Here is a 24,298-nt window from a genome sequence, read left to right on the forward strand (position 1 = left end):
TTCCTCGTTTCACCATAACGTTATGACTATTTTGCGCAACCTCATTATCACATAGCAGGAAAATTTTAAATAGACTTATATTTCAAATTTTAGTAAGATGTAGATAGAGGCATGTCTAGTTTTACTAATTCCACTTTTTTTATAAAAACTATGCAAATTCCTTCGCGATTTGCATAGTTTTTATTCTTTATGCCCTCTCTTCAAACTTATTCGGAAGTGAGGAAAGTTTATGAACAATGATTCGAAAAGCATCCTACTCTTTTTTCTGTTTGCTTTATCCACCCATTCAATTTATGTCGTTTCTCAACGCATAGAACATCTGGAGCTGGCTTTAGCGCTGCTCACATTTGCTTTATTTGTTTTATTTGTTTTGCTGATTTTCAAGATCAGCTTAAGACCGATTGTCATTACATTAGCAACAATTGTGGCTTTGCTCGATATTAATTCGATTTTCTACTTGTCTCTTCCTGATTTATATACGATCAGTTTCACAGTCGGTGTACTTCTATTTCTTTGTTTTTATTATGGAAAAGCAAAAGATGCGGTACTTGCAGGGATCGGTTTTTGTATTATGAATTTAGTGATTCATATCGAACCATTAATACAATGGGAATGGATTATCCTTTTTTTGCTACATAGCATTCTGTTTATCATCGGGAGCAAAAACCAATTTACGATTACAAAAAGAATTTATGTAGGGTTATTTGGTGTAACCTTCCTTTTACTTGTTGCAGGTATTTTGAGTGAACATAACTATTGGGCGGCTGTTGGACTTTTACTGTATTTGGCAGTGCTGATTGGGATAGATTTCGTTTTTCGAAAACAACAAAGTACCTATACAACACATTGAGGTGAGACATTCTGATGAAAAATGTAAATCGTTTATTTCTTATTATTGCTATCATTATCCTTGTTATTATTGGCCGCTATTTTATGGCACAAAATGAAGTAACGGTAATACCTGACGTAACAGCAGTAACAAATGAACAGGTGATTGAAACAGTTCGCGGTAGCTATTGCTGGCATTCTGCAGGTGAAGCAGAGTGTGTTGATACGGCTGCCCCGCATGAAATTATAATTGCACAGAAAACCCCTTACGTAAAAGTACATCCAGGGGAAGTAATGGAATTTCAATATAGTCAAAATGTAACGAGTGTTTCCATTCAACAATGGATTGATGATTATGATTATAAAGAAATTGCCACATCGACACGTTTTAATGCCCCACTGGAAAAAGGTATGTATATCATTTCCAGTATGGCGCGCTTTAGCAATGGCGATGTGACAGACAGTATTGCAATCGAAGTAGAATAACTAAAAAGGGAAGTGTCCGGTTATTTTGGACACTTCCTTTTTATGTTCGGTTTACTATTAGCGTTTTGTAATTTCCGCTAATTCACTATGTAGCTGCTGAAGTTCATTACTGGCATCCGCAATCGATTTCATCATGATATGCTCTTCATTTATTGAACTTGCGATTTCTTCAGTCATTGCAGCATTTTCTTCAGAAATAGCGGACATATTTTCTATTTGATTCATTATTTTTTCTACAAGCTCGTTTGTATGTGTAATTGTCGACATGTTTAGATGAAGCTTCCCTTGTATATCATTAAATGATAGTTTAATTCCATCAAATGAACTTGTAATTTCGTTTAATGTGCCAACACTTGAATGAACTGCTTCTTTTCCTTCATAAGCTTTTAACTGGGCAGTTGTTGCTCGCTCAAGCAACTGCTGTGTAACAACGGTAATACTCGTTGCGATTTTTGCACTTTCTTCCGCAAGTTTTTTCACTTCTTCTGCAACAACCGCAAATCCTTTCCCATGCTCCCCTGCCCGTGCTGCTTCTATTGAAGCATTTAAAGATAGTAAATTCGTCTGATCCGCTATTGCTTTAATACCATTTAGCAGATTGTTTACATTTGCAAGGCTCTCTTGCATATTGTCAATTGTCGTTGTCGTTAAATCAATGGAGTCGCTTAATGTTGCCATATCAGCTGTAACAATGTGCACCTGTTTCCAGCTCCGTTCAATCGCTTCCTGCACTTCATTCGAATCCTTTACAGTCGATTTAGAAGACTCTTTCGTTTTCACCATATTTTCATGAGATAAAATGATTTGTTCATTAATTTGCTGAATCATTTCAGCTTCATTATGAATGGCTGCTGCCATTTGATTCGATGACTGTAAAATTGTTTCGCTCGCAACATTTAATGTCCCCACATTTTCATTTACATGTGTAATATTTTGTGCAAGCTGGATTGAACCTTCATCGATTTTATTTAATACTGATGTTAAATTTTCCAACAGTTCTTTTGCTACCCGCTCTTTTTCCTGGGCATCCTTCACGAGTTTGTTGCCCCATTGTGTCAATCGGTAAAGCAAATAGTTACAACCGGTCATACTCACAAATACTGTAATGAATACGGCCAAATTGGCATTTACCCCTAATAAATTTTCCGGCACTGCTATGTATAAGAAAATATAAAAGATACTGACAATCAGTAAAAATGTCTTAATCAACCGTTCATTAAAATACATTGCTCCCATAATAAATGTGACAAACAACATATAATGTTTATTGATTGTATACCCATCAAGATAGAACAATAAAAATACGACAGATGCAGGAATCAGTACAAAAATTAATCCTTTGGCAAAATTAGAAATATTCAAGAAATAATTGACCGTCGATAATAAGATAACTCCGGTTCCTGCAATTAAATATGGAACTGAATTACTAAAACCGTTTGCAATCACAAGCGGTGAAACAATTAAAATAGCCAGTCCAATCGTAATAAACAGATTTAATTGATGAATCCAATTAACCTTTTCGTTGCGTTTCTTCAAGCTTTTCCCTCCTAGGAATTTTGGATTACAAATAAAATACTTTGTAGGAATATATTACAACTCAAGATCAAACTATTCAATGGACTTTTTTAACGCGAAGAAATTTATTTTTATTACAAAAGAAGCCCACGACATAAAATCGTGAGCTTCTTGTTATTATTTCACTCTATCAACTTTTTTCGAACGACCGCACGAACAGGTGCACCGTCAGCACCTGCTATTTTAAGCGGCAATGCAATCAATTCATAAAGGCCTTGCTGAACATGCCCTAAATCGAGTCCTTCGAGAATATGAATGCCATTTTCGTACAACTTGTGATGAGCCAATACTTCCTTGCTGTCCAATGGATCAACGGAAGGATTGTCTATGCCAAGCAATATTACTCCGCGCTCCTTTAAAAATGGCGCTACATTCGGATGAATAACCGGAATAGTTTGCGGAAATGCTGCACTCGGCTGTTCAATTGTTTTAAGCAGTACACGCTTTGCACTACGGAAATCAAAGGGTTCCAGCGATTGAGCTGTAACCCTTTCCTGCCCAATGCAATCCACAATCACGCAGTCGCCGATATACACATTTACATCCAATTGCTCGATCGTTTCAGCTTCACTGTTAAAATGAAACGGTGCATCTGCGTGTGTACCGGTGTGCAGCGAAGTCGTCATCCGTCCGATATTGACCGAGCCCGTCTGTTGTTTCGTATATCCTACTTCAAAAGAAAACGATGTATCCCCCGGCCAGTTCGGCATCCCGTTTTGCATCGTTTGTGTAATATCAATCCACATGGCTTCACCCCTAATATTGAATGACTAAATATGCAAGCACAACGACAATGACTGTCGGTACAACGAAGGTCATTAAAAAGCGATATGTTTTGTAAAAGCCTTCACCCATTTTACTTCCTTGCAACAGCTCGCTTTTTACGAGGTTTTTATCCATAATATGCATAATAAATATCGCAATAAGCAAGTTGCCGATCGGTAAAATGATATTCGACACTAGAAAGTCGGTGAAATCAAAGATATTGCGTCCAAAAATCGAAACATCTCCTAATGAACTGTACGTTAATGTTGAAGGAATCGAAGCGATAAACACAAGGATCCCGATGATGATTGTAATTTTCGCGCGGCTAATGTTCCATTTTTCAATAATGGCAGCAACGATAATTTCATACATACTAAACGATGACGTTAATGTCGCAAATAAAAACAGAATTAAAAACAACGCTAAAAACAGTTCGCCAAACGGCATTTGCGAGAACGCTGCAGGCAATACCATAAACAGTAATGGCGGTCCGCTTGCCACTTCCATATCAAATGCAAATACAACCGGGAAAATCGCTAAGCCCGCCAAGAGGGATACAAAAATACTCAGTCCTACAACAGAACCTGCTGAATTCGGTAAGCTCACATCTTTCTTTAAATAAGAACTATATGTAACTAAACATGAGAATCCAACAGCCAGTGCAAAAAATGACTGCCCTAACGCATATAATATTGATTCACCGGTAATGTTCGAAAAGTCCGGATACAGGAAAAATTTAATTCCTTCCATTGCTCCGTCCAAAGTTACGGCTCTTACAACTAAAATAAAGAACATAATAAACAGTAACGGCATCATGAATTTATTTGCCTTTTCAATCCCGTTTTGAACACCAAGTGCAATGATCACTACATTGGCCAATGTAAATAATCCCAAACCGAGTAATGCAATCCAAGGTGTACCTGTCACTTGTCCGAAAAATGCCCCTGGTTCCATAGCTGGTGCAATTACATTTCCGGCTACCGAAACCCCGCTGTAAACAAAAATCCAGCCGCCAACTACACTGTAAAACGATAATAATAAGAAGCAGCCAATGATGCCGAGCTTGCCAATCCAAGCCCAGGCCTTCGTATTCGGAGCCAATACTTTATAGGCAGTAACTGCCTCTTTTTGTGTGGCACGCCCGATAATATATTCCGATAAAAGCATTGGCAGCCCGATAATTAATGTCAGCAGCACAAAAATCAGGAAGAATGCGCCACCTCCACTTTGACCGGCTACATATGGCATTTTCCATATTGCTCCGAGCCCAATCGCTGCACCAGCTGACGCTAAAACAAATCCTAATTTACTTGACCACTGTCCTTTACTCTTCTCCATCTGTCTCACTCCACTCATCTGTCTAAACTAAGCTATAAAGCTGTCCGCAAATCCCAGAGCTCCGGGAAAAAGCGGTGATCGAGCACTTTTCGCAAATAATTGACCCCTGATGAGCCACCTGTCCCCACTTTAAAGCCAATAATGCGCTCGACCGTCTTCATATGACGGAAACGCCACTGCTGCAAGGAATCTTCAATATCGACGAGCTTTTCACCAAGCTGATATAAATCCCAGTACGTATCGATATTTTCATAGACGGTTTTCCATGCGGCGGCAACAGTATCGTCACCACTATATACTACCGAAAAATCACGGTTTAGCAAAGCTTCAGTTATTGGCAATCCTGCTTTTGCCAATGCCTGAATCGCCACATCATAGATACTTGGCGCATCATACGCCTCTTTAAGTACTTCAAGAATGACCGGTTCCTTTTCATAGATTTTGAGTATATACGGTGTTTTATAGCCGAGTGCAAATTCAATTAAGCGGTACTGATAGCTTTGGAATCCCGATGCTTTCCCCAGTTCATCACGAAACTGCAAATATTCGGCCGGCGTCATCGTTGCCAATACATCCCACGCCTGAATGATCTGCATTTGGATTTTCGAAACACGTGCAAGCATCTTAAATGCCAGCTGCATCTCTCCTGGCTGAATCGCACGAATCGCACCGCGCATTTCATGAATGATCAGCTTCATCCAAAGTTCGCTCACTTGATGAATAATTATAAAAAGCATTTCATCATGATGGTCGGAAAGACGGTTTTGACTCCTTAACAGCGGGTCCAGACTTAAATAATCGCTGTATGTCATATCTTCACGGAAATCTGTATGAATCCCTTTTTCATCTTTTAGCTTGTGCTGCAAATCCGAAATTGAACGTTTATCCACTGAATCACTCCTTATGCAATGATATCTCGTTTATTTTCGTACTTCTCATAAGTTTTGTTTGTGACAATATCTTTTAATATCTGCACTGAATGCCATACCTCCTCAAAGGAATTGTACAGCGCAACCGGTGCCAGGCGGATGCCGTTCGGTGCACGGAAATCCGGTACAACGCCATATTCTTTTAATGCTTTGCAGATTCTTGCCGCCTCGTCATGCACTAAAAACAGATGGCCGCCACGTGTCTCGTCAAGCGGATTTCCAAATGTAAATGTGTTCGGCAATTCTTGCTCAATACAATCCATCATAAATTGTGTTAGGGCGAGTGATTTTTCACGAATCGCTTCAATTCCTGCTTCTTCAAACAGTGAAAGTGCGCCTTCAATCGGGGCCAGACTCAATATATGCGGTGTACCGATCTGATAAGCCCCGGCATGCGGTGCAGCGGTAATTGTTACATCTAAATCAAACTGCTTTTCCTTTGCTGAGCCAAACCACCCGGCCAATCCGGGTGCTGTTCCAAAATGTTTCTCATGAACGTACAATCCTGCTACTGAGCCCGGACCACCGTTCAAATGCTTATAATTGCACCAAAACGCAAAGTCCGCGCCGATTTCATGAAGATGGTGCGGAACGGAACCAATCGAATGGCATAGATCAAATCCAACCAATATGCCGTGTTCATGTGCGGCTTCCGTAATTGCCTGCAAATCCAACACTTGGCCACTGCGGTATAAGACAGCAGGCAGAACCGCAACCGCCACATCCTCTGACATCGCTTCGATGATGGCTTCTGTCGTAATCGTTTGCCCGTCTTCACTCTTCACCAGCTTCATACTGCTCTCAGGCAAATTGTGCAAAGCAATTTGGCTGGCAATCGCATACAAGTCAGACGGGAAGTTCAGTTCGTCAGCCAATATTTTATAGCGTGACGCAGTCGGTTTGAAAAACGTAGCCAACAGCTGGTGCAAGTTTGTTGTTGTGGAACCAGTCAGAATTACCTCTTCACTTTTCGCGCCAATCAATGGTGCGCACATTGCCGCCAGCTTTTCGGATAAATAAAACCAAGGATGTTCCCCATTTGTCCATCCGTCAATGCCATAATCCTTCCATGAATTAAGCAGTGTATGCACCGACCGCTCCGCCCTCTTTGACAATAACCCGAGCGAATTGCCGTCCAAGTAAATCTGTCCTTCTTTTTTATAAAACTCTGCTGCATATTTCTGCAGTCCATCCAATTCATCGAGTTGTCTTGCTTTTTCGATCGTCGTCATACTACCACCCCTTCTAGTAACTTATTAATATCGTACGAGGGATAGCAATTGTTGTCAAAGTATTCTGAAAGGTACTAAAATTAAACAATCTAAAATTGGTATCCATAACTTCGATGTACTTAAATTAAGGGCCATAAAAATATATAAATATAAACACCTGCATATACTTTCACCAATACAAACTGGAATATGCGCCATTTATTTTTGCCGTTCTTTACTTCTAATAGAATATTAATAAGTGCTGTCAGCAACAAAAACGAGATGAGCACAAACAGATGTAGTTGTGATGCAGAAATAAGTAAGATCAGGATTAATAATGTCAGAATTTCCACGACGCTTTGCCAATAGGTAGAATGCATCGGAATGTAACGTTTCGGATCATCCGGGTCACGCATCTTTTTTTTCACCTTACTCGTCGCAATCATTGCCAACGACAGGAATACTATGCCAATAATTAAAGATAATGTTCGATCGGCCGGTTCATGTAAATTGATAATTTCCTGCAATGAATTTTCACTTAATAAATATATTTCCCCTGTATCGACATTACGATAATACATTACTTCGCTTCCGGGGTATTCCTGTATACGCATCACCTGATCATCTTTAAAGCTTAGCCTGTAGCTTTGTTGAATATATGGGTCTTCTATTTTAATATCAGTTTGCTGAAACTGTTGCAGCGCTGTTTCAATTTCTTTTAATGTTTCTTCATTTTTTACTTTTCTCACACCAGCTTGAAAGATGGACTCTGGATTCCCTTCCCATTGCATAAAATAAACCGCTTGTAATGCACTACTATCCATATCATCAGAAGTGATTTGCTGCTTTTGTGGAAATGTACCGACTAAAAACAGCGTGATGCACGCAATCGCTATGATTACTGCCGGGATTTGCCAGTTAAAAGGTTTAGTGTTGAGGCGCTGCTGAATTTTATTGAAGTCTTCTTGCTTTTTTTCCGGATCGACATAAATTTTTTTAAAATCATTTAACTTTTCGTTTTCAAACATCGTCTTCCCCTCCTAACAGTTCCCGTAATGCCTTCAAGCCGCGTGCCGTATTATTTTTCACCTTTACTTCACTGCAGGTCAAAATCATTGCTGTTTCTTTTACCGAATATTCTTCTATGTAGCGCAGCACAATCACTTCACGGTAATTCCATTTAATTTGCTGGAGTGCGGCATACAGTTTTTCATTTTCCGCATTTCGCTCGATTACTGCTTCCGGCAATTCCCCCGCTGCAACTGGCTCCGATTTCAATTGAAAAAAGCCAATAATTTTTTTCCTTCGATAATGGTCATAAACAAGGTTTCGGGCAATTTTCAATAAATAAGTCCGTTCATGCTCAGTATAATTTTTCTGATAAAAGCGGTAAAAGGTCTCCTGCAGCAAATCATGCGTTAAATCCGTATCATTTGTTAAATAACGTATGTATTTATAAACAGCGTCGTAATGCGCTTCAAAAATTTCCCGTCTCAACCTATCAGCCTCCTTACTTCTTAAAAACGATTAACGAATGATTTGGAATCACTTTTACATCATAATATAAAAAACCCCAACATTTACATGTTAGGGATGATTATACTGTTGCTTATAAATCTGAAATCATTCCACCATCAACAACAAATTGTGCACCTGTTGAATAGCTTGAATCATCAGAAGCAAGATATACGACTAAATTTGATACTTCCACTACTTCTGCTCTTCTTCTTAATGGAATGTCTTGTTCTAGTTGTTTTAAATATTCTTCAACGTCTGGCTGATCGGCCATTGGTGTTTTTATAATACCCGGGTGAACCGAATTCACACGAATATTATATTGCCCCAGCTCAGCTGCAGCACCTTTTGTCATACCCGTTACGGCATGTTTAGAAGCACTGTAAGCTATTGCTGTAGGAGCACTTACTAAACCATCAACAGACGAAATGTTTACAATTGAGCCAATACCAGCCTTTTTCATTGAAGGGAGAACTTTTTGCATTCCCAGGAAGACCCCAAGCTCGTCTATTTTAAATGTCAGTTCAAAATCTTTTACTGTGAGTTCTTCCAATGGTTTGAAAATACCGATGCCGGCATTATTAACCAGAACATTGATCGGACCAAAAGTTTCTTCTGTTTTCGCGACTACTTCAATCCAGTTGTCTTCACTTGAAACATCCAATTTAAGCGCGATTGCATTTTCACCTAATTCATCCGCCAGTTGTTTCGCACCGTCCAAATTTATATCTGTAATCGCTACTTTTGCGCCTTCTTCCACGAATTTACGAGCATGCATTGCTCCCATTCCTTGTGCAGAACCTGTAATAATTGCTACTTTCCCATCTAATTTACCCATTTAAAATTGCCCCTTTCGAAATAATGATCTGTAAATGATTACGTATGTTATTATGTGCTCTTTGTTACAAAGTAATAATACAACTTAATTCAAATATCTTCAAATAAAGAGTCTTTTATTCGAGATAATCATCCGGAACATTTTTGAATAAAAAAAACCGAAGCAAATTTTCGTTTGCTTCGGTCTTCCCCTCTCCATTACACGCCCATTTTACGACGGGTATTGCTCGTTTTCTTTGTTTGTTGACTTTTCATCTTTTTCGTTGATGTATCACCTTTTAAGTTACCTTTGTTGCCAGCTGCATTGTTTTTCTTTGCTTCCAGCTGTTGCTTCACTAGTTCCTGCAGGCTTAATTTCTTTTTCTCATTTTGTTCAGACATATTCAGACCTCCTCATCCATCTACTTTTTTAAGTATAAGCCGTTGCTGTTGCATTTGTAAAAGAAATGATGTAATTTCCAACATAAAAAAAACATCTTGAAACTTTCGATCGCTCCAAAATGTTTTTTACCTATGAACTGTACGTCACTTCCTGTGAAGGAAAGTTGAAATAATAACCTAACCCGCTTTTTGTTTTGATCCACTTCGGTGAGCTCGGCTGTTCTTCAATTTTTTCGCGAAGCCTACGAATATGTACATCTACTGTACGACGATCCCCTTTTGTAAAGTCCAGTATATTAATAATCTCTTCACGTGATTTAATACTGCCCGGTTGCTCCAATAAATGAAGCAGCAGTTTAAATTCACGTTTTGTTAAAGGAATTTCCACTTCATCTTTGTACACTTTGAACATAATTAAATCTACACGGAACGGACCGATCAACATTTGGGAAATACGCTCTTGCTGCTGTAATTCCCTTTCGTATCGTTTTAAATGGATTCTTAAGCGTGTAAGCATTTCACGGAATCCAAACGGCTTTCGGATATATTCTGTCGCCCCCATTTCAAGCGCCAGTACAATATCCAATTCATCCGTACGCGCACTGATCATCATAATCGGAAAGTCATGATCGAAGCGGACTTGACGGCAAATCTCAATTCCTTCCATATCCGGAAGCATCCAATCGAGCAGCATCGCATCCGGTTCGAATGATTGAATAGCAGCCAGTGCCTCTTTTCCCGATCGTACACATTGGACTTCATAGCCGTCCTTTACTAAATAAATATGCAGTAAATTCACTAAATTTTCGTCATCTTCAACGACTAATATTTTTTTCGTCATTAATGATTCCCCGCTTCTCTAATCAATTACGCCTCGGCGTAATTGTGTCCAGATTCGGTTTGCGTTCGCGCAAAAAATTTCTTACCGAATCTATGACAGCCACCGGAGGCATTAACTTCTTTCAGCAGGCATTTGAATACCCGATGAAAATTGACCAAAAATTATGTTAACCTCTATCTATATATAAATGCACTCTGTGCTTACTGCTTCACCTAAGCATAAAATCTGTTGAAGGAAGTTAATTCAAATCAAATAGCTGCCCTTTAATAAAGTAAGCTGTTGACTCCGCCATATTAGTTATATGGTCTGCTGCACGTTCGACAAAGCGGTTAATGAACAACAATTGCAATGTTTGCTCAATCTCTTGAGGGCACTCTTTCAAATACTCAGTTAAAAGCGCATAGTTTTCATGATTATTGCGATCTACGATATCATCAAGCTCTCCAACTTTTTTTGCTAATGCGATATCCGCATCGATAAATGCCTTCATTGATTTTTTCAGCATATCCATTGCTACATTTTTCATTTCGACTAATGAAGTTTTTTCTAAAATCGTTTCTTCTTTGCTAATACGAATCGTTGCTTTTGCTGTATTTACAGCAAAGTCTGCAATACGTTCAATATCCGAAGACATTTTAATAACACTGATAATTCGGCGCATGTCGCGGGCTACCGGCTGCTCTTTCGCCATCAGCCAAATTGCCATTTGATTAATTTCATTTTCCAGGTCATCAATATAGTTGTCCTCTTCAATGACATCCAGCGCCAACACCATATCCTGTTCCTGAAGTGCTTTAAATGCCTTTTCCATTGCAACAACCGTCATATCGACCATTTCACCCATTTTGTCCTGCAGTTCAAGCATATTCTTTTCGAAATTTTCGCGAATCATTCCAAATTCCCCCTTTTATCCGAATCGTCCTGTTACGTAATCTTCTGTACGCTCATCTTTTGGTGTGGAAAAAATAACATTTGTATCATCATATTCGATGACTTCCCCATTTAAGAAGAATGCCGTCTTATCGCTAATACGCGCTGCTTGCTGCATGTTGTGCGTTACGATGACAATTGTATAGTCTTTTTTCATTTGTGTAATGAGTTCTTCTACTTTTAATGTGGAAATCGGGTCAAGTGCCGAAGTCGGCTCATCCATTAAAATGACGTCCGGCTTCATTGCGATCGCACGTGCGATACAAATACGCTGTTGCTGACCACCGGAAAGACCTAATGCCGATGACTTCAGACGGTCTTTTACTTCATCCCAAATCGCTGCACCGCGTAAAGATTCTTCAACAATTTCATTTAGGAGCTTTTTGCTTTTAATCCCCTGCATACGTGGACCATAGGCAACATTGTCATAGATGCTCATCGGGAAAAGATTTGACTTTTGGAATACCATGCCGACTCTTGTACGGAGCTTGATGACATCGCTTGATTCATAAACATTTTCGCCATCAATATGAATGTTTCCGATTACGCGTACACCATCGATCAGATCGTTCATGCGGTTTAATGTACGTAAAAATGTTGATTTACCGCAGCCTGATGGACCGATTAATGCCGTTACTTCTTTTTCTTTAATGTCCAGATTTACATTGAATAACGCTTGTTTTTCACCATAGAACAGGTTTAAATCATTTACTTTAATTTTTGTTGGTAAAGCGCCCGTAGAAGTCGTTGTTGTTTTAAAAATTGATGCTTCCGAAATAGTCATAGTCATATAGGTTTCGCTCCTTTTAATAGTCCGCTTTGTTTAATTTCTTCGAGATATATGTTGCCGTTAAATTCAATACTAAAATAATGACGATCAATACAATTCCGATTGCCGCTGCAAGTCCGATATCGCCTGCTTCCTGTGTTACTAAATAGGAGTGAACCGTTAATGTACGGGCAGATGAGAAAATACTTGATGGCATTGCCGCCACGGTACCTGCAGTCAGGAAAATGGCTGCCGATTCACCGACAATACGGCCGATTGATAAAATGATTCCTGATAAAATTCCAGGCATTGCACTTGGCAAAATAACTTTTATTAACGTTTGCAGTTTTGTTGTTCCTAATGCCAGTGAACCTTCACGATATGTTGCCGGCACTGTTTTCAAAGCTTCTTCTGTCGTACGAATAATAACCGGTAATACGATAATCGTTAATGTTAATGATGCTGCGATAATGGACATCCCTAGCTTTAAAATCACTACGAAGAATACGGCACCGAATAAACCATAAATAATCGATGGAATCCCTGTTAAACTCTCTGTCGCATAGCGAATAATACGTACAAGTCGTCCTTGCTTTGCATACTCGTGTAAATAAACGGCAGCCAAGATTCCGATTGGTGTTGCGATTAAAAGTGAAATGACAATCGTTAAAATCGTTGTGACAATCATCGGGAATATTCCGCCGCCACCTGTTGGCGAATAATCACCAAATATAAAATCAAAACTGATATAAGAAAAACCTTTATAGAAAATATAGCCAACGATTACAACTAATACGGCTACTGATACGAATGCGGAACCCCAAAGTAAGCCGCGATACATATTGTCTTTAAATTGTCGCATGTTACTGAGCTCCCTTCGCTGTAATGCGTGCTAATACAAAGTTTAATATTAAGATGAATGAGAATAATACAATCCCTGTTGCAAACAGCATTTCCTGATGTGTTCCCGCTGCATAACCCATTTCAAGCGCGATATTTGTCGTCAATGGACGTACACTGTCTGTCAGGCTCGTCGGGATGACCAGCGAGTTCCCCGCTACTAAAATTACAGCCATCGTTTCACCTAATGCACGGCCCAATCCAAGAACGATCGCTGCCATAATACCTGACTTTGCAGCCGGTACAACGACTTTAAAGATTGTCCCGATTTGTGAAACGCCTAGAGCAAGTGAACCTTCACGATATGTTTTGGGCACTGCACGAATCGCTGTTTCAGCAACTGTTACAATTGTCGGTAACATCATAATTGCCAGTACTAAAATAACAGCAATTAAACTTTGTCCACGAGCTAATCCTAAATTATCCTGTAAAAATGGAACGATAATCGCTAAACCGAATACACCGTATAATACTGAAGGAATACCAGCCAAAAGCTGAATTGCCGGTGATACGATTTTAGCTATTGATTTCGGAGCAATTTCCGCCAAGAAAATTGCTGTTAATAATCCGATTGGTACCCCGATAACAAGTGCTCCGATCGTTGCATAAATTGACGCAACGATCATCGGGAAAATACCGAATTTATCTTCTGATGGTACCCAGTCGCTGCCAAATAGGAAGTCGAAGAAGCTATAACCGCCAGTTACGAATGGGTTTGCACCTTTATAAAATACGAATCCTACAATTAGTAGTAAGCTCACTACTGAAAGAAGCGCACATGCTAAAAATATTTTCGATGATAAGCTTTCTAAAAAGTATTTTCGCTTATTGCCTTTACTTATTTGCTGTTCTACTTCGTTTCTGTTTTGTGTGTTCACAAATTTATCCTCCAGCACTGATTATTTCGTTAATGGAATCGCTCCAGCGGCTTCCACAATCTCTTGTCCTTCTGCAGTTAAAATGAAATCCATAAACTTCGTTGCCGCCTCCGGTACACTCTCTTTATAAACGAATAAGAATGGACGAGATAATTTATAGTTACCATCCAATACATTGCCTGCTTCTGCCTTAACGCCATTAATGTCCATCGCTGAAACAGTTTCATCAATATACTCAAATGAGATGAATCCTACAGCATGTTTGTTCATCGCAACTGTTGTTTTAATATTTCCGTTCCCGCTTGCAACAATCGCATTGCGAATCAGTTGTCCAGATTCATAGCCGACGATTTCCTGGAAGGCATCACGCGAACCAGATCCGTCCTCACGTGATACAACTACGATTTCCATATCTTTTCCGCCAACTTCTTTCCAGTTGGTAATTTCGCCAGTAAAGATTTGCTTCACTTGTTCCATCGTTAAATCTTTAACCGGATTTGATGGGTGGGTAACAACCACAATCCCGTCATACGCAATGACCAGCTCCTGAATACCGGAGTCGATTTCTTCCTGCTTCAGATCACGCGAGGACATCCCGATTTGTGATACATCATTAATTGCATTTGTAATCCCTGCCGATGAACCAATTTGATTTATTTCAATTTTAACGTCTTCTGTTTCTTCATATTTTGCTGCTAATTTCTCTGCTAAAGGTCCAACTGATGTAGAACCTGAAATTGTTACTAAGTCTCCGCCGCCTGAAGAGGACTCCGTAGAATCTTCATTACTGCAAGCTGCTAATACTACCATTAGAATTGTTAACCCAATGAAGTAAAATGTTTTTTTCAACATACTTCAATCCTCCATCAACATGAATGTTTTCTACCTGCTTTAACAATACATACATAAAATTAATGTCATGTATTAAACATGTAAACCTTATGTAAATTATGAAGAACACGTCTTTTTATTATGTAAAATCAATTAGTAAAATCAGAAAATTTAAAATAAAACAGTCAATTTGTAAATATTTATGAGATTTATTAACAAATGAGAGGGATTTTTAATGAGGATTTAAATAATTATCAATGAAGGAAAATGAAATATGTCAATATTATGTTCAAAGGCTTAATGAATCATGTAAGAATTACAGAAAACAGACAATTTATGATGAATATTTAGAAAAATCTATTTACATTGCATTTACAAAAGGGTGTTTTGTTTACAAAAAAGAAAAATGCATCTCTATTAAGAGATGCATTAAAAAATTTATTATACTGTCGCTTCAGCTTCTAATAATTCAATCGCTTGTTGTACTTGCTCTTCCGTTAAGTTATGACGGACGATATAGCGATTACGTTCATGTTTTGTACATTCGATTGTACAACCGCCTAAATGCTTCGCTTCGTTTTCCTCTGATGCAATGATTTGCTCATTACATTCAGGGTTAGCACAATTAATATAGCGTTCACATGGTGTCCCATCAAAGTGATCACGCCCTACAATAACATGTTCCACCTGGTTAATCGGCACTGTCAGACGCTCATCGAATACGTACATTTGACCATCCCAAAGCTGACCTTTAGCAACTGGGTCTTTACCGTATGTTGCAACGCCTCCGTGCAATTGACCAACCTCTCCAAAACCTTCACGCTTCATCCAACCAGAGAATTTCTCACAGCGAATTCCACCTGTACAATAAGTTAAAACGTTTTTACCTTCGAATAATTCCCGGTTGTCACGTACCCATTGCGGAGTATCACGGAAGTTCTTTACTTCTGGACGAATTGCGCCACGGAAGTGACCGACATCATATTCATATGTGTTTCGTACATCTAGTACGACTGTGTTTTCATCTTGCATTTCTTCCAGGAATTGTTCCGGTGATAAATAGCGGCCCGTTAATTCATGCGGATTCACATCTTCTTCCAGACCTAAGTTTACAAGCTCCGGGCGTGGACGTACATGCATTTTTTTGAACGCATGGCCTTCTGCTGGATCAATTTTGAAAACAATCCCTTTAAACAATGGATGTGCTTCCATCATATCGATATAGCTTTGTGTTTGCTCAATCGTACCAGACACTGTACCGTTAATCCCTTCATGGGCTACTAAAATACGTCCTTTTAAACCAATTTCCTTACAAGCAGCTAAATGCTCTTCTGAAAAAGCAGCTGGATCTTCAATCGTTGTGTAATGATAATACAATAATACTTGATAATTCATTTTTTTCACCTATCATTCAATATATTTGCAGGATATACCTGATAGTTTAAAACTACCTTACAATGATACGCGATTTTCGATAAATTTACCATCATTAATTATTAATTAGGCGGAGGTTATTAGAAAAAATTAACTATTCTTTTCAGTATTAGTATAATAGATGCAATATGAATCAGAATGGAGAGATTTTAAATGGGCTTTTTCAGCTTTGCACTTCTAGTCATTATTACTTTTACCGCTTTGGCAATTGAGAGGATTTTAAAAGATATACGAACTCAGAACAACGAAATCATTGAACTATTATCAAAAAGTGATGCGGATAAACAAGAGTGAAACTGCAATCGATTAAATGGGTTGGATCATCTCTACTCTATTTCCGAAAGGGTCTCTAAATTCAAACCGTTCATAATGAGGAATAGGTACTGAATCCAAGATCTCAATATCATGTTCCATCAATACTTTTTTCCAATAAGAAATATCTTCAACTTCGTAGGCAAGATGTGCTTTAGTTGTTAGCCGACTAAAGCCTTCTTCTGTCCCTACATGTACTTCCTGATTCCCTACTTGCAGCCAAAAGCCTCCTCGCCCTTGTAGTGCAGAAGGTTTTGAAATTTCATTTAGACCTAATACTTTGCAGTAAAACTCTTTCCCTGCTTCCTCAGTACCTAGTGGAATTGTTATTTGTGCATGATGTAATCCAACAATCATTTGCTTTCCTCCATTTCTTCCTCTTCTTCCATTATCTTACTTCAATTATGACATTAATAAAATGATAGGTTATTTATGTAATTCAATAATTTTTTCTTATCCTTCTTAACTGCTAATTTAATTTTTTACAAATACTAGAACTTAGGGATCAGGCATAAAATTTTTTTAATATATTTCTGCTACTTAAATACCATTAAATAGAATTAAATGGTATAATATGTATCGGAGTAGAAATACATTCTTTTCATCATATAAGGGTGAGAGTGTTTTTGTACTAACTTAGAAGCCATTGCGGAAGGATATAACATATGACAACAGAAGTTTCCATTTTACCTATTCAATCTGTTTATTCAATTGACAATCGAACTATAACAGCAGAAATTCTGCATGAAGAACCGCTCATTGTAAAGTTTTTAAATGTTTTAAGTGATGAGGAATGCCAGAATTTAATCGATTGTGCTTCTTCGCGTTTGGAAAGATCCAAATTAGCAAAAAAAGAGATAAGTTCAATTCGTACGAGCAGTGGTATGTTTTTTGAGGAAAATGAAAATCCGCTTATTTCCGAAATTGAAAAACGGATTAGCAGCCTGATGCACCTTCCAATCGAACATGCTGAAGGTCTACAAGTTTTACATTATGAACCGGGTCAGGAATTTAAAGCACATTTTGATTTTTTTGGTCCAAATCACCCTTCGAGCAGTAATAATCGCATTAGCACGTTAGTAGTCTACTTAAATGATGTGGAAGAAGGAGGCGTTACTACGTTTCCGAATTTAGGTATTGTAAATGTACCAAAGAAAGGTACAGCGGTTTACTTTGAATATTTCTACAATGATCAAAAATTAAATGAACTTACCCTTCATTCTGGTGAGCCAGTAATACAAGGCGAAAAATGGGTTGCTACTCAATGGATGCGGAAAAAACAAATCCGCGAACGTTTATAAGTCAAAATGAAGGAAATTATATAAAATACGATAGATGTGAAAGAAGTGACTTGCTATGGAGGAACTCCCAAACATACAAGAAAACAAATGGGATGACAGCCATCGCCCTTGGCCGCTGCCAAATTTACCTTGGGGAATGAAGCAAACATGGAGCGATCTGTTATTCGCCCATTATCCGGTGAAATACGAGGTTTTACGGAAGTTAGTTCCAGAATCGATGGAATTAGATACTTATGAAGATGTGTGCTGGGTTGGGGTTGTCCCTTTTCGTATGTCAGGTGTGAGGTTTCGAGGGTTGCCGCCAATTCCCGGTACCGCTGAATTTCCGGAACTGAATGTGCGTACCTATGTGACGATTGATGGAAAGCCCGGCGTATACTTTTTCAGTTTGGATGCGGATAATTGGCCGGCTGTAAAAGGTGCCCGCACATTTTTCCATTTACCTTATCACTATGCAAAGATGGATATTAAAAACTTTGGTGATACAATACTGTTTGAAAGCAAAAGGCGCAATCGATCAGACATTGTATTCGCGGGCAGCTATAAACCCGTTTCCTCACCATTTATTGCGGTAAAAGGCTCCTTTGAGGAATGGATGACTGAGCGTTACTGCTTCTACACATTAAATGCTTCAGGTCTCCCGGTACGCTGTGATATTTTGCACCACCCTTGGATTTTACAAGAAGCAGAAGGCGAAATCACCCTTAATACAACGCTGTCCAAGCAAGGGATTATGGTGGAAAGTGATCAGCCGATCCTGCATTTTTCAAAAAAAATTGACGTTCGTGCATGGCCATTAGTACATCCTGCTACCGGACGACTGCATTTTTAAATAAAGGGAAGATCGTCAACTTTTCCGAAAAGCAAAAACGCAACCCATATTATATGAGTTGCGTTTTTTTATTTTATAAACCGCATTTCAGCTGTGCACCACAGTTTGTACATGTGTTACACCCGCCCATTTCTTCTACCGTACCTTGACGGCAAACCGGGCATGTATTGCCAACTTCCGAACCGATTGTCACGTCTGTATCTGTTAATGGTTTAATTGTATCCACTAGCACAACTTGACGCTTCACTTGGTCTTCTGATTGTTTTAATTCTTCAAATTCCAATTGCTCATCTGAATTTGCCTCTTCAGCTTTTAATGTTAATACTTGTGTGTCACGAGACCCATCGACATACACTGTACCACCCTTTGCACCGCCGCGGTATAGACGCTCGTACACTTTTTGCACTTGCTCTACTCCATAGCCTTTTGGCGCATTTACTGTTTTGGAAATAGATGAATCAATCCAGTTTTGAATAATACATTGAACATCTGCATGGGCTTCCGCAGAAAGCTCCATTGAAGATTTGAACCAGTCCGGTAAGTTATTTTCATCCACACCCGGGTTGGCATCTAAATATTCTTTTACGATTTCAGCTTTTACTTCAATAAACTTCCCTAGACGACCTGAACGGTAGTAAGTGAAGCTGAAGTAAGGTTCAAGCCCTGTTGCAACTCCGACCATTGTACCTGTACTCACTTTTGTTACTCTCTAATTTTAGAGGGCGGGACTATTATCACCCGCTCCATATGTCGCCATATGGGTCAGACTATATCATCAACCATTCTAGAATGTCTCTTTCGATGACACGGGAATTCACATAGAGAAATTAAATTTGAAAGCTGATTCGCTTTCTTCCAATCCCCGTTAAATTGTTTAAAAGGAATAATGTGATGTACGGAAAGCTCTTGTCCATACTCTGCTTCTGTAATTCCGCAATCCTGGCAAGTATACTCATCTCTTGCTCTAACCTTCCTCCGTTGGCTATACCAATTAGGTCCATAATATGAAACCTTACCACCTGTCCATGTACCACTGTTAGCACCAGCAAACATTTCTTTCTCCACATAATAAGTGGACATACATGCTACAGTACAAAAGTTTAATTTTCTAATAGTAGAGGGAGTTTTTTCAAATTTCTTAAGACAATTACTACAAGAAACAATAATTCGATTACGATATTGTTCCTTTCCTCTAATACCATTAGCTTTTCCTAAACATTCCTTAGAACAAAACTTTGCTGTATGCTCACGATTTTTAGGCACAATAAACATCTGATGACAGGTTAGACATTTAACTTCAACATCTTTTCTTAAATGCTGATTAAATAAATGACCATTTTGTATTTGATATAGTTTTTTGCAATTTATATTGCAAAAGTTTGTTTTATTAATATTAGAAGGTTTCCTCAATATTTGTTGTTTACAATAAGAACATGGAATCAATATCTTTTTTGACATTTCACTCCAAATTTGAGGCGGATTACTTTTTTGATACTCTGTTTTACAGATTCTAGAACAATATTTCTTCCGATCAAATTGACTGGGTTTTACATTAATTTCTTTTCCACAATTAAGACAATTCTTTTTCATCGAATCACCCTTCAACTGTTTTATTAATTATAAAACAAGAACGAATGTTCGTAAAATAATGGTGCTCGGCGTGTAGTCGTTGAGGGGTCAGCCACGACTTCCCTGCGGATTGTCTGGTAGATAAATTCTTATCAACACTTTTACATTTTTACCTTTATGGTGCTGGCAAAGCTAGGTAGTAAAAGATACGCCAGGGTTTCCCGCATATAGCCAAGTTTACGCTACATTTTTACAAATGTACGGGGCAACTTGTTTACCCGTAGGTGCAACCGTCAATAAATGCGAATTACGAATACCATTTGCCACAATATTTTCGCGAATATGCTGTGGCATTTTTTTCATGAAGCCTGTGTTAATAAATGCTTCACGCAAACGTGCTGTTTCTACTTCTGTCTGTCCTTCAAGGAATGGGAAGCTGCCGCGCTCTGTAGCCAGTTCAACCGACTCTTCATACGCTGCAACTGCAATTGTCTTGAAGATTTCATCGACTAGCGCATTACCTTCTTCAGAACCGTACTCTTTTTCACAGTAAATCAATAGATCGGCAAGGCCCATTACACCAAGCCCAACTCGACGTTCACCAAGTGCCTGCTTTTTGTTCTCTTCGAGGAAGTACGGTGTTGCATCGATAACATTATCCTGCATACGTACGCCAACTTTGACCGTTTTGCGCAATGCATCAAAATCAACTGTTTTCGTTTCTTTGTTTGCAAACTTCGCCAAGTTAACGGCAGCCAAGTTACAAACGGAATATGGTGCTAATGGTTGTTCTCCACACGGATTTGTCGCAACAACTTTCTGACCGTACGCTTTTGCGTTTGTCATATCGTTTGCGTTATCAATGAAGAAAATACCCGGTTCTGCTGCATATGTTGCGCAGACGTTGATTAAATTCCACAGTTCTTTTGCTTTGATTGTGCGATACGTTCGAACTGGGTAACCAAGTTTCTCCCATTCACGAACGTCACCGACTTCATGCCATTTCTCGTTGTAATCCAGCATTTGTGCAGGTGTGTAGTTTTCTACATCCGGGAAGCGTAATTCGAAGACCTCATCGTTTTCCACAGCATCCATAAACTCTTTCGTTAATGTAACCGAAATATTTGCACCTGTTAAGAAATCCGGATTATGGACTGAGTAAGTTCCGCCATCGCGTAGCTTCGTTTCAGCGTCACGAATAATCGCTTCGTTAAATCCGCCAAAACCTTCAATATTTTTATAGTTCACAATGCCTTGATACATCGCATCTTCCTGCTGTGTTAAAGGCTTGAATTTCAATTTTTCTTTTGCTAGACGAATAATTGATTCATCTTCTGTATTCTCGATTAAGTAACGGAGAATACGTGGATTTTGCATTTTTGAAATGATAAATTCCACAATATCCGGATGCCAATCTGCCAGCATAATCATTTGAGCACCTCGGCGACTCCCACCTTGCTCAACAAGATGTGTCAGCTTGGCAATATCGTCAAGCCAGCTTACAGATCCGCTTGATTTACCGTTTACACCGCGCGCCAATGTGTTGCGCGGGCGAAGTGTCGATCCGTTCGTCCCAACTCCACCGCCGCGACTCATAATTTCCATTACCTGCTTACGGTGATCACTGATGCCTTCACGCGAATCAGCGACAAATGGCATTACATAACAGTTGAAGAAAGTTACTTCTGTTTCCGAACCTGCCCCATAAATTACACGGCCTGCAGGGATAAAATTCATTGACACAAGCTCTTCATAAAACTTTCCGAACCATTCTTTGCGCTTTTCTTCTGTTTTCTCAACTGAAGCTAAGCCTGTTGCATTACGTTTTGCAATTTGCTCATAAAAAATTTCGAGCGGCTTTTCAATAATATCCAATGAGCGTTCAATAATACCCGTCTCTTGTTCTTCGCCTTCCAATACATGACGGTAATCTTCATCAATTTTAATAAGAGCGGTATTCTTTTCCGGATTAATCGAATGAATAATGCCAAGTCCACGCGCCGGGAATTTCGGATCTTGTTTCACTGTCAAAACAACAAAATCCCCCGTTTTTAATGTTTTCTTTTCCGTATCTTTAAAAGAATAACGGTCAATCATAACAAGACGTGATACACCTTTGTGCGTAATTTGCATATCCGGTGTAATCGGGTGCACTTGAGGAAATTGCTCAATATCTTGATTTAATTGATTGACTTGGATGGATTGTTCTAAAACACTTGCCACCGCGTAAGCCCCCCTTTGGACGATTTAATAATTTTAAGATTCCCTTCATGAATGTAAACTAAACACATTTTATACCATATATTGTGCTTATTTCTTAAATACCATTCTATATGTTGGGTTATATAATTACACTTAAAAAAGATTACAATAAATCTTTTTTTCAAACAAGGGGTTGATTTTTTTTAGTTTTTGTTAAATCCACCTATACCAACGTTTCGGGTATAAAAATTTTTTTATAAAAAATCAAAACACACGTTCGCAATCTATTTTTTGAAATTCCATTCATCTGTTAAATATTTATTTTGCATTAATTGTTCTACATATTGTGTTTGCTGCTCCGTTAATTCATAAGGAATCAGTTCTATATCCAAAGCTATCTCAAACCCTTTAGAAAATGCATTCACACATTGCTCGATTGTAAATGGCGTATCGACAAACTGATTCATCGCAACGGCTTTCTCGGGTAATTTTTTCCGCATTTTTTCTTTAGCTTCGGCTGTAGCAAAATTAAACACTGAAAGCAGCAGCTCTTCGTTCAGGTCCAATAAAATGGCTCCATGCTGCAAAATTACGCCTTTTTGACGTGTTTGTGCACTGCCCGCTACTTTTTTTCCTTCAACTACTAGCTCATACCAGCTTGGTGCATCAAAACAAACCGCGCTTTTCGGTTTCTTTAAATCATCCAGCTGTTCTTTCGTCTCCGGCACACTAAAATAAGCGTCCAACCCTAATAGACGGAACCCTTGTAAAATTCCTTCGCTAATGACACGGTACGCCTCTGTAACAGTCTCAGGCATATTCGGGTAGCTCTCTGTCACAATCACTGAATATGTAAGCTCCTGGTCATGTAAAACAGCACGTCCGCCTGTAGGACGACGAATGAAACCTAAATTTTGCTTTTTTACGGCTTCTAAATTAATATCTTTATGTACTTGCTGAAAATAACCGATTGATAATGTTGCAGGGTTCCACTCGTAAAAACGAATAACCGGCGGGATTTCCCCTTGGCTATGCCAATCTAGTAACGCTTCATCTAATGCCATGTTATAGGCTGGGCTGCATGGCCCCGAATTTATAAAATACCATTGTTTTTTCACAATTTCTCGCCTCCACCAATTCATTTTAACAAACTCGCTCGACTAACTCTAGTTCATCTCTTATAATAGTAAGTACAGAAAGAAAGGGGCAATATCGCAGTGACAATTTTATATACGATACTAATAATTTTAGTAGTCATCGTTGCTTACGTAGTAATCAACTCTATGCGCTTAAAAAAATCCGTTACAAATTTAACACAGGAGCAATTTATCGAAGGGTACCGTAAAGCCCAATTAATCGATTTACGCGAACCCAAAGAATTTGAAGCAGGACATATTTTAGGTGCACGAAACATTCCGATGACGCAACTTAATACACGTCATAAAGAAATCCGACCAGACCTGCCTGTATACCTTTACTGCCAAAACTCTGGCCGTAGTGCACGAGCAGCGCTGACATTAAAGAAAAAAGGCTATAGCCAACTGTATCAGTTACAAGGCGGATTCAAAACTTGGACAGGTAAAGTTAAATCGAAAAACTAATCTTAAAAGTTCTCTACAGTGTAGAGGGCTTTT

The 24,298-nt window shown here is 38.8% G+C and carries 25 protein-coding genes and 2 pseudogenes; 6 read left to right on the plus strand and 21 right to left on the minus strand.

From position 1 onward, the window contains the following. The first annotated feature begins 229 nt into the window (after nt 1-229). Both MHB58_RS12250 and MHB58_RS12255 read left to right on the plus strand, forming a co-directional pair. Nucleotides 230-850, plus strand: coding sequence for a hypothetical protein (locus MHB58_RS12250; protein WP_014823454.1), 621 nt, complete (start codon nt 230-232; stop codon nt 848-850). 14 nt (nt 851-864) lie between these two features. Then, a complete protein-coding gene (locus MHB58_RS12255) occupies nt 865-1,314 on the plus strand; it encodes a hypothetical protein (RefSeq protein WP_008404297.1) in 450 nt (149 codons plus the stop codon). A 57-nt stretch (nt 1,315-1,371) separates the two neighbouring features. Here MHB58_RS12255 and MHB58_RS12260 read toward each other — a convergent pair whose 3' ends face one another. From MHB58_RS12260 to trhO, 16 genes are all read right to left on the minus strand, one after another. Continuing rightward, complete coding sequence (locus MHB58_RS12260; RefSeq protein ID WP_014823452.1) at nt 1,372-2,850, minus strand: methyl-accepting chemotaxis protein; 1,479 nt, start codon at nt 2,848-2,850, stop codon at nt 1,372-1,374. A gap of 161 nt (nt 2,851-3,011) precedes the next feature. After that, nucleotides 3,012-3,635, minus strand: a complete 624-nt coding sequence (gene kynB / locus MHB58_RS12265; RefSeq protein ID WP_340735330.1) for an arylformamidase — start codon at nt 3,633-3,635, stop codon at nt 3,012-3,014. A gap of 10 nt (nt 3,636-3,645) precedes the next feature. Then, nucleotides 3,646-4,992, minus strand: a complete 1,347-nt coding sequence (locus MHB58_RS12270) for a sodium-dependent transporter (protein ID WP_014823450.1) — start codon at nt 4,990-4,992, stop codon at nt 3,646-3,648. 32 nt (nt 4,993-5,024) lie between these two features. After that, nucleotides 5,025-5,882, minus strand: coding sequence for a tryptophan 2,3-dioxygenase (kynA, locus tag MHB58_RS12275; RefSeq protein ID WP_340735331.1), 858 nt, complete (start codon nt 5,880-5,882; stop codon nt 5,025-5,027). 11 nt (nt 5,883-5,893) lie between these two features. Further along, on the minus strand, nt 5,894-7,153 hold the full coding sequence (kynU, locus tag MHB58_RS12280; protein ID WP_340735332.1) for a kynureninase: 1,260 nt from the start codon (nt 7,151-7,153) through the stop codon (nt 5,894-5,896). 119 nt (nt 7,154-7,272) lie between these two features. Further along, on the minus strand, nt 7,273-8,160 hold the full coding sequence (locus MHB58_RS12285) for a signal recognition particle (protein ID WP_340735333.1): 888 nt from the start codon (nt 8,158-8,160) through the stop codon (nt 7,273-7,275). Next, nucleotides 8,153-8,629, minus strand: coding sequence for an RNA polymerase sigma factor (locus MHB58_RS12290; RefSeq protein ID WP_087616143.1), 477 nt, complete (start codon nt 8,627-8,629; stop codon nt 8,153-8,155). The genes MHB58_RS12285 and MHB58_RS12290 overlap by 8 nt, the downstream gene beginning before the upstream one ends. Before the next feature lie 112 nt (nt 8,630-8,741). Next, nucleotides 8,742-9,485 carry an SDR family NAD(P)-dependent oxidoreductase gene (locus MHB58_RS12295; RefSeq protein ID WP_014823445.1) on the minus strand — a complete coding sequence of 248 codons (744 nt, stop codon included), beginning with the start codon at nt 9,483-9,485 and terminating at the stop codon, nt 8,742-8,744. 197 nt (nt 9,486-9,682) lie between these two features. After that, nucleotides 9,683-9,865 (minus strand): hypothetical protein, encoded by a 183-nt coding sequence (locus MHB58_RS12300; RefSeq protein WP_008404313.1) that lies wholly within the window; start codon nt 9,863-9,865, stop codon nt 9,683-9,685. A 130-nt stretch (nt 9,866-9,995) separates the two neighbouring features. Continuing rightward, a complete protein-coding gene (locus MHB58_RS12305) occupies nt 9,996-10,706 on the minus strand; it encodes a response regulator transcription factor (RefSeq protein WP_340735334.1) in 711 nt (236 codons plus the stop codon). A 238-nt stretch (nt 10,707-10,944) separates the two neighbouring features. After that, on the minus strand, nt 10,945-11,598 hold the full coding sequence (gene phoU / locus MHB58_RS12310) for a phosphate signaling complex protein PhoU (RefSeq protein WP_008404318.1): 654 nt from the start codon (nt 11,596-11,598) through the stop codon (nt 10,945-10,947). Between the two features lie 15 nt (nt 11,599-11,613). Further along, a complete protein-coding gene (pstB, locus tag MHB58_RS12315; protein WP_008404320.1) occupies nt 11,614-12,426 on the minus strand; it encodes a phosphate ABC transporter ATP-binding protein PstB in 813 nt (270 codons plus the stop codon). 16 nt (nt 12,427-12,442) lie between these two features. Continuing rightward, nucleotides 12,443-13,267: a phosphate ABC transporter permease PstA gene (gene pstA, locus MHB58_RS12320; protein WP_008404323.1), complete on the minus strand. Its 825-nt coding sequence runs from the start codon at nt 13,265-13,267 to the stop codon at nt 12,443-12,445. 1 nt (nt 13,268) lies between these two features. Further along, nucleotides 13,269-14,183 (minus strand): phosphate ABC transporter permease subunit PstC, encoded by a 915-nt coding sequence (gene pstC, locus MHB58_RS12325; RefSeq protein ID WP_340735335.1) that lies wholly within the window; start codon nt 14,181-14,183, stop codon nt 13,269-13,271. Between the two features lie 21 nt (nt 14,184-14,204). Continuing rightward, the gene (locus tag MHB58_RS12330; RefSeq protein ID WP_008404325.1) at nt 14,205-15,035 is read right to left on the minus strand and encodes a phosphate ABC transporter substrate-binding protein; all 831 of its coding nucleotides are present in this window, start codon (nt 15,033-15,035) and stop codon (nt 14,205-14,207) included. A 420-nt stretch (nt 15,036-15,455) separates the two neighbouring features. Continuing rightward, entirely contained in the window at nt 15,456-16,409 is a 954-nt protein-coding gene (gene trhO / locus MHB58_RS12335; protein ID WP_008404327.1) for an oxygen-dependent tRNA uridine(34) hydroxylase TrhO, read from the minus strand. Between the two features lie 192 nt (nt 16,410-16,601). On the opposite strand from trhO, the gene MHB58_RS12340 reads away from it, so the two are divergent. After that, the gene (locus MHB58_RS12340; protein WP_014823443.1) at nt 16,602-16,742 is read left to right on the plus strand and encodes a hypothetical protein; all 141 of its coding nucleotides are present in this window, start codon (nt 16,602-16,604) and stop codon (nt 16,740-16,742) included. Between the two features lie 12 nt (nt 16,743-16,754). On the opposite strand, the gene MHB58_RS12345 is transcribed toward MHB58_RS12340, so the two are convergent. Further along, the gene (locus MHB58_RS12345; protein ID WP_340735336.1) at nt 16,755-17,117 is read right to left on the minus strand and encodes a VOC family protein; all 363 of its coding nucleotides are present in this window, start codon (nt 17,115-17,117) and stop codon (nt 16,755-16,757) included. Nucleotides 17,118-17,425: 308 nt separating this feature from the next. Between MHB58_RS12345 and MHB58_RS12350 the strand changes: the two genes are divergently transcribed. Together MHB58_RS12350 and MHB58_RS12355 are read left to right on the plus strand one after the other, a co-directional pair. Then, a complete protein-coding gene (locus MHB58_RS12350) occupies nt 17,426-18,061 on the plus strand; it encodes a 2OG-Fe(II) oxygenase (RefSeq protein ID WP_340735337.1) in 636 nt (211 codons plus the stop codon). Nucleotides 18,062-18,116: 55 nt separating this feature from the next. Continuing rightward, the gene (locus MHB58_RS12355; RefSeq protein ID WP_340735338.1) at nt 18,117-18,893 is read left to right on the plus strand and encodes a YqjF family protein; all 777 of its coding nucleotides are present in this window, start codon (nt 18,117-18,119) and stop codon (nt 18,891-18,893) included. Nucleotides 18,894-18,966: 73 nt separating this feature from the next. Here the strand turns inward: MHB58_RS12355 and MHB58_RS12360 are convergent. From MHB58_RS12360 to MHB58_RS12375, 4 genes and pseudogenes are all read right to left on the minus strand, one after another. After that, a pseudogene (locus MHB58_RS12360) lies at nt 18,967-19,587 on the minus strand (response regulator SirA); the annotation flags it as partial. A gap of 68 nt (nt 19,588-19,655) precedes the next feature. Beyond that, nucleotides 19,656-20,483, minus strand: a complete 828-nt coding sequence (locus MHB58_RS12365) for an HNH endonuclease (RefSeq protein WP_340735339.1) — start codon at nt 20,481-20,483, stop codon at nt 19,656-19,658. A gap of 255 nt (nt 20,484-20,738) precedes the next feature. After that, a pseudogene (locus MHB58_RS12370) lies at nt 20,739-22,685 on the minus strand (vitamin B12-dependent ribonucleotide reductase); the annotation flags it as partial. A gap of 263 nt (nt 22,686-22,948) precedes the next feature. Continuing rightward, complete coding sequence (locus MHB58_RS12375) at nt 22,949-23,728, minus strand: lipoate--protein ligase family protein (protein WP_269764165.1); 780 nt, start codon at nt 23,726-23,728, stop codon at nt 22,949-22,951. A gap of 153 nt (nt 23,729-23,881) precedes the next feature. On the opposite strand from MHB58_RS12375, the gene MHB58_RS12380 reads away from it, so the two are divergent. After that, nucleotides 23,882-24,265: a rhodanese-like domain-containing protein gene (locus MHB58_RS12380; RefSeq protein WP_008404344.1), complete on the plus strand. Its 384-nt coding sequence runs from the start codon at nt 23,882-23,884 to the stop codon at nt 24,263-24,265. Nucleotides 24,266-24,298 lie beyond the last annotated feature (33 nt).

The organism is Solibacillus sp. FSL K6-1554 (assembly GCF_038005185.1).
Taxonomy (GTDB): domain Bacteria; phylum Bacillota; class Bacilli; order Bacillales_A; family Planococcaceae; genus Solibacillus; species Solibacillus silvestris.

Bases quoted from the DNA above. Each gene is read 5' to 3' on its own strand.
- MHB58_RS12250 (WP_014823454.1), top strand. From the start codon at position 230: ATGAACAATGATTCGAAAAGCATCCTACTCTTTTTTCTGTTTGCTTTA.
- phoU (WP_008404318.1), bottom strand. From the start codon at position 11,598: ATGATTCGCGAAAATTTCGAAAAGAATATGCTTGAACTGCAGGACAAA.
- MHB58_RS12300 (WP_008404313.1), bottom strand. From the start codon at position 9,865: ATGTCTGAACAAAATGAGAAAAAGAAATTAAGCCTGCAGGAACTAGTG.
- MHB58_RS12355 (WP_340735338.1), top strand. From the start codon at position 18,117: ATGGAGGAACTCCCAAACATACAAGAAAACAAATGGGATGACAGCCAT.
- MHB58_RS12365 (WP_340735339.1), bottom strand. From the start codon at position 20,483: ATGAAAAAGAATTGTCTTAATTGTGGAAAAGAAATTAATGTAAAACCC.
- MHB58_RS12255 (WP_008404297.1), top strand. From the start codon at position 865: ATGAAAAATGTAAATCGTTTATTTCTTATTATTGCTATCATTATCCTT.
- MHB58_RS12345 (WP_340735336.1), bottom strand. From the start codon at position 17,117: ATGATTGTTGGATTACATCATGCACAAATAACAATTCCACTAGGTACT.
- pstB (WP_008404320.1), bottom strand. From the start codon at position 12,426: ATGACTATGACTATTTCGGAAGCATCAATTTTTAAAACAACAACGACT.
- MHB58_RS12340 (WP_014823443.1), top strand. From the start codon at position 16,602: ATGGGCTTTTTCAGCTTTGCACTTCTAGTCATTATTACTTTTACCGCT.
- MHB58_RS12375 (WP_269764165.1), bottom strand. From the start codon at position 23,728: ATGGCATTAGATGAAGCGTTACTAGATTGGCATAGCCAAGGGGAAATC.
- MHB58_RS12285 (WP_340735333.1), bottom strand. From the start codon at position 8,160: ATGTTTGAAAACGAAAAGTTAAATGATTTTAAAAAAATTTATGTCGAT.
- kynB (WP_340735330.1), bottom strand. From the start codon at position 3,635: ATGTGGATTGATATTACACAAACGATGCAAAACGGGATGCCGAACTGG.
- MHB58_RS12350 (WP_340735337.1), top strand. From the start codon at position 17,426: ATGACAACAGAAGTTTCCATTTTACCTATTCAATCTGTTTATTCAATT.
- kynU (WP_340735332.1), bottom strand. From the start codon at position 7,153: ATGACGACGATCGAAAAAGCAAGACAACTCGATGAATTGGATGGACTG.
- trhO (WP_008404327.1), bottom strand. From the start codon at position 16,409: ATGAATTATCAAGTATTATTGTATTATCATTACACAACGATTGAAGAT.
- MHB58_RS12295 (WP_014823445.1), bottom strand. From the start codon at position 9,485: ATGGGTAAATTAGATGGGAAAGTAGCAATTATTACAGGTTCTGCACAA.
- pstA (WP_008404323.1), bottom strand. From the start codon at position 13,267: ATGCGACAATTTAAAGACAATATGTATCGCGGCTTACTTTGGGGTTCC.
- MHB58_RS12305 (WP_340735334.1), bottom strand. From the start codon at position 10,706: ATGACGAAAAAAATATTAGTCGTTGAAGATGACGAAAATTTAGTGAAT.
- MHB58_RS12270 (WP_014823450.1), bottom strand. From the start codon at position 4,992: ATGGAGAAGAGTAAAGGACAGTGGTCAAGTAAATTAGGATTTGTTTTA.
- MHB58_RS12330 (WP_008404325.1), bottom strand. From the start codon at position 15,035: ATGTTGAAAAAAACATTTTACTTCATTGGGTTAACAATTCTAATGGTA.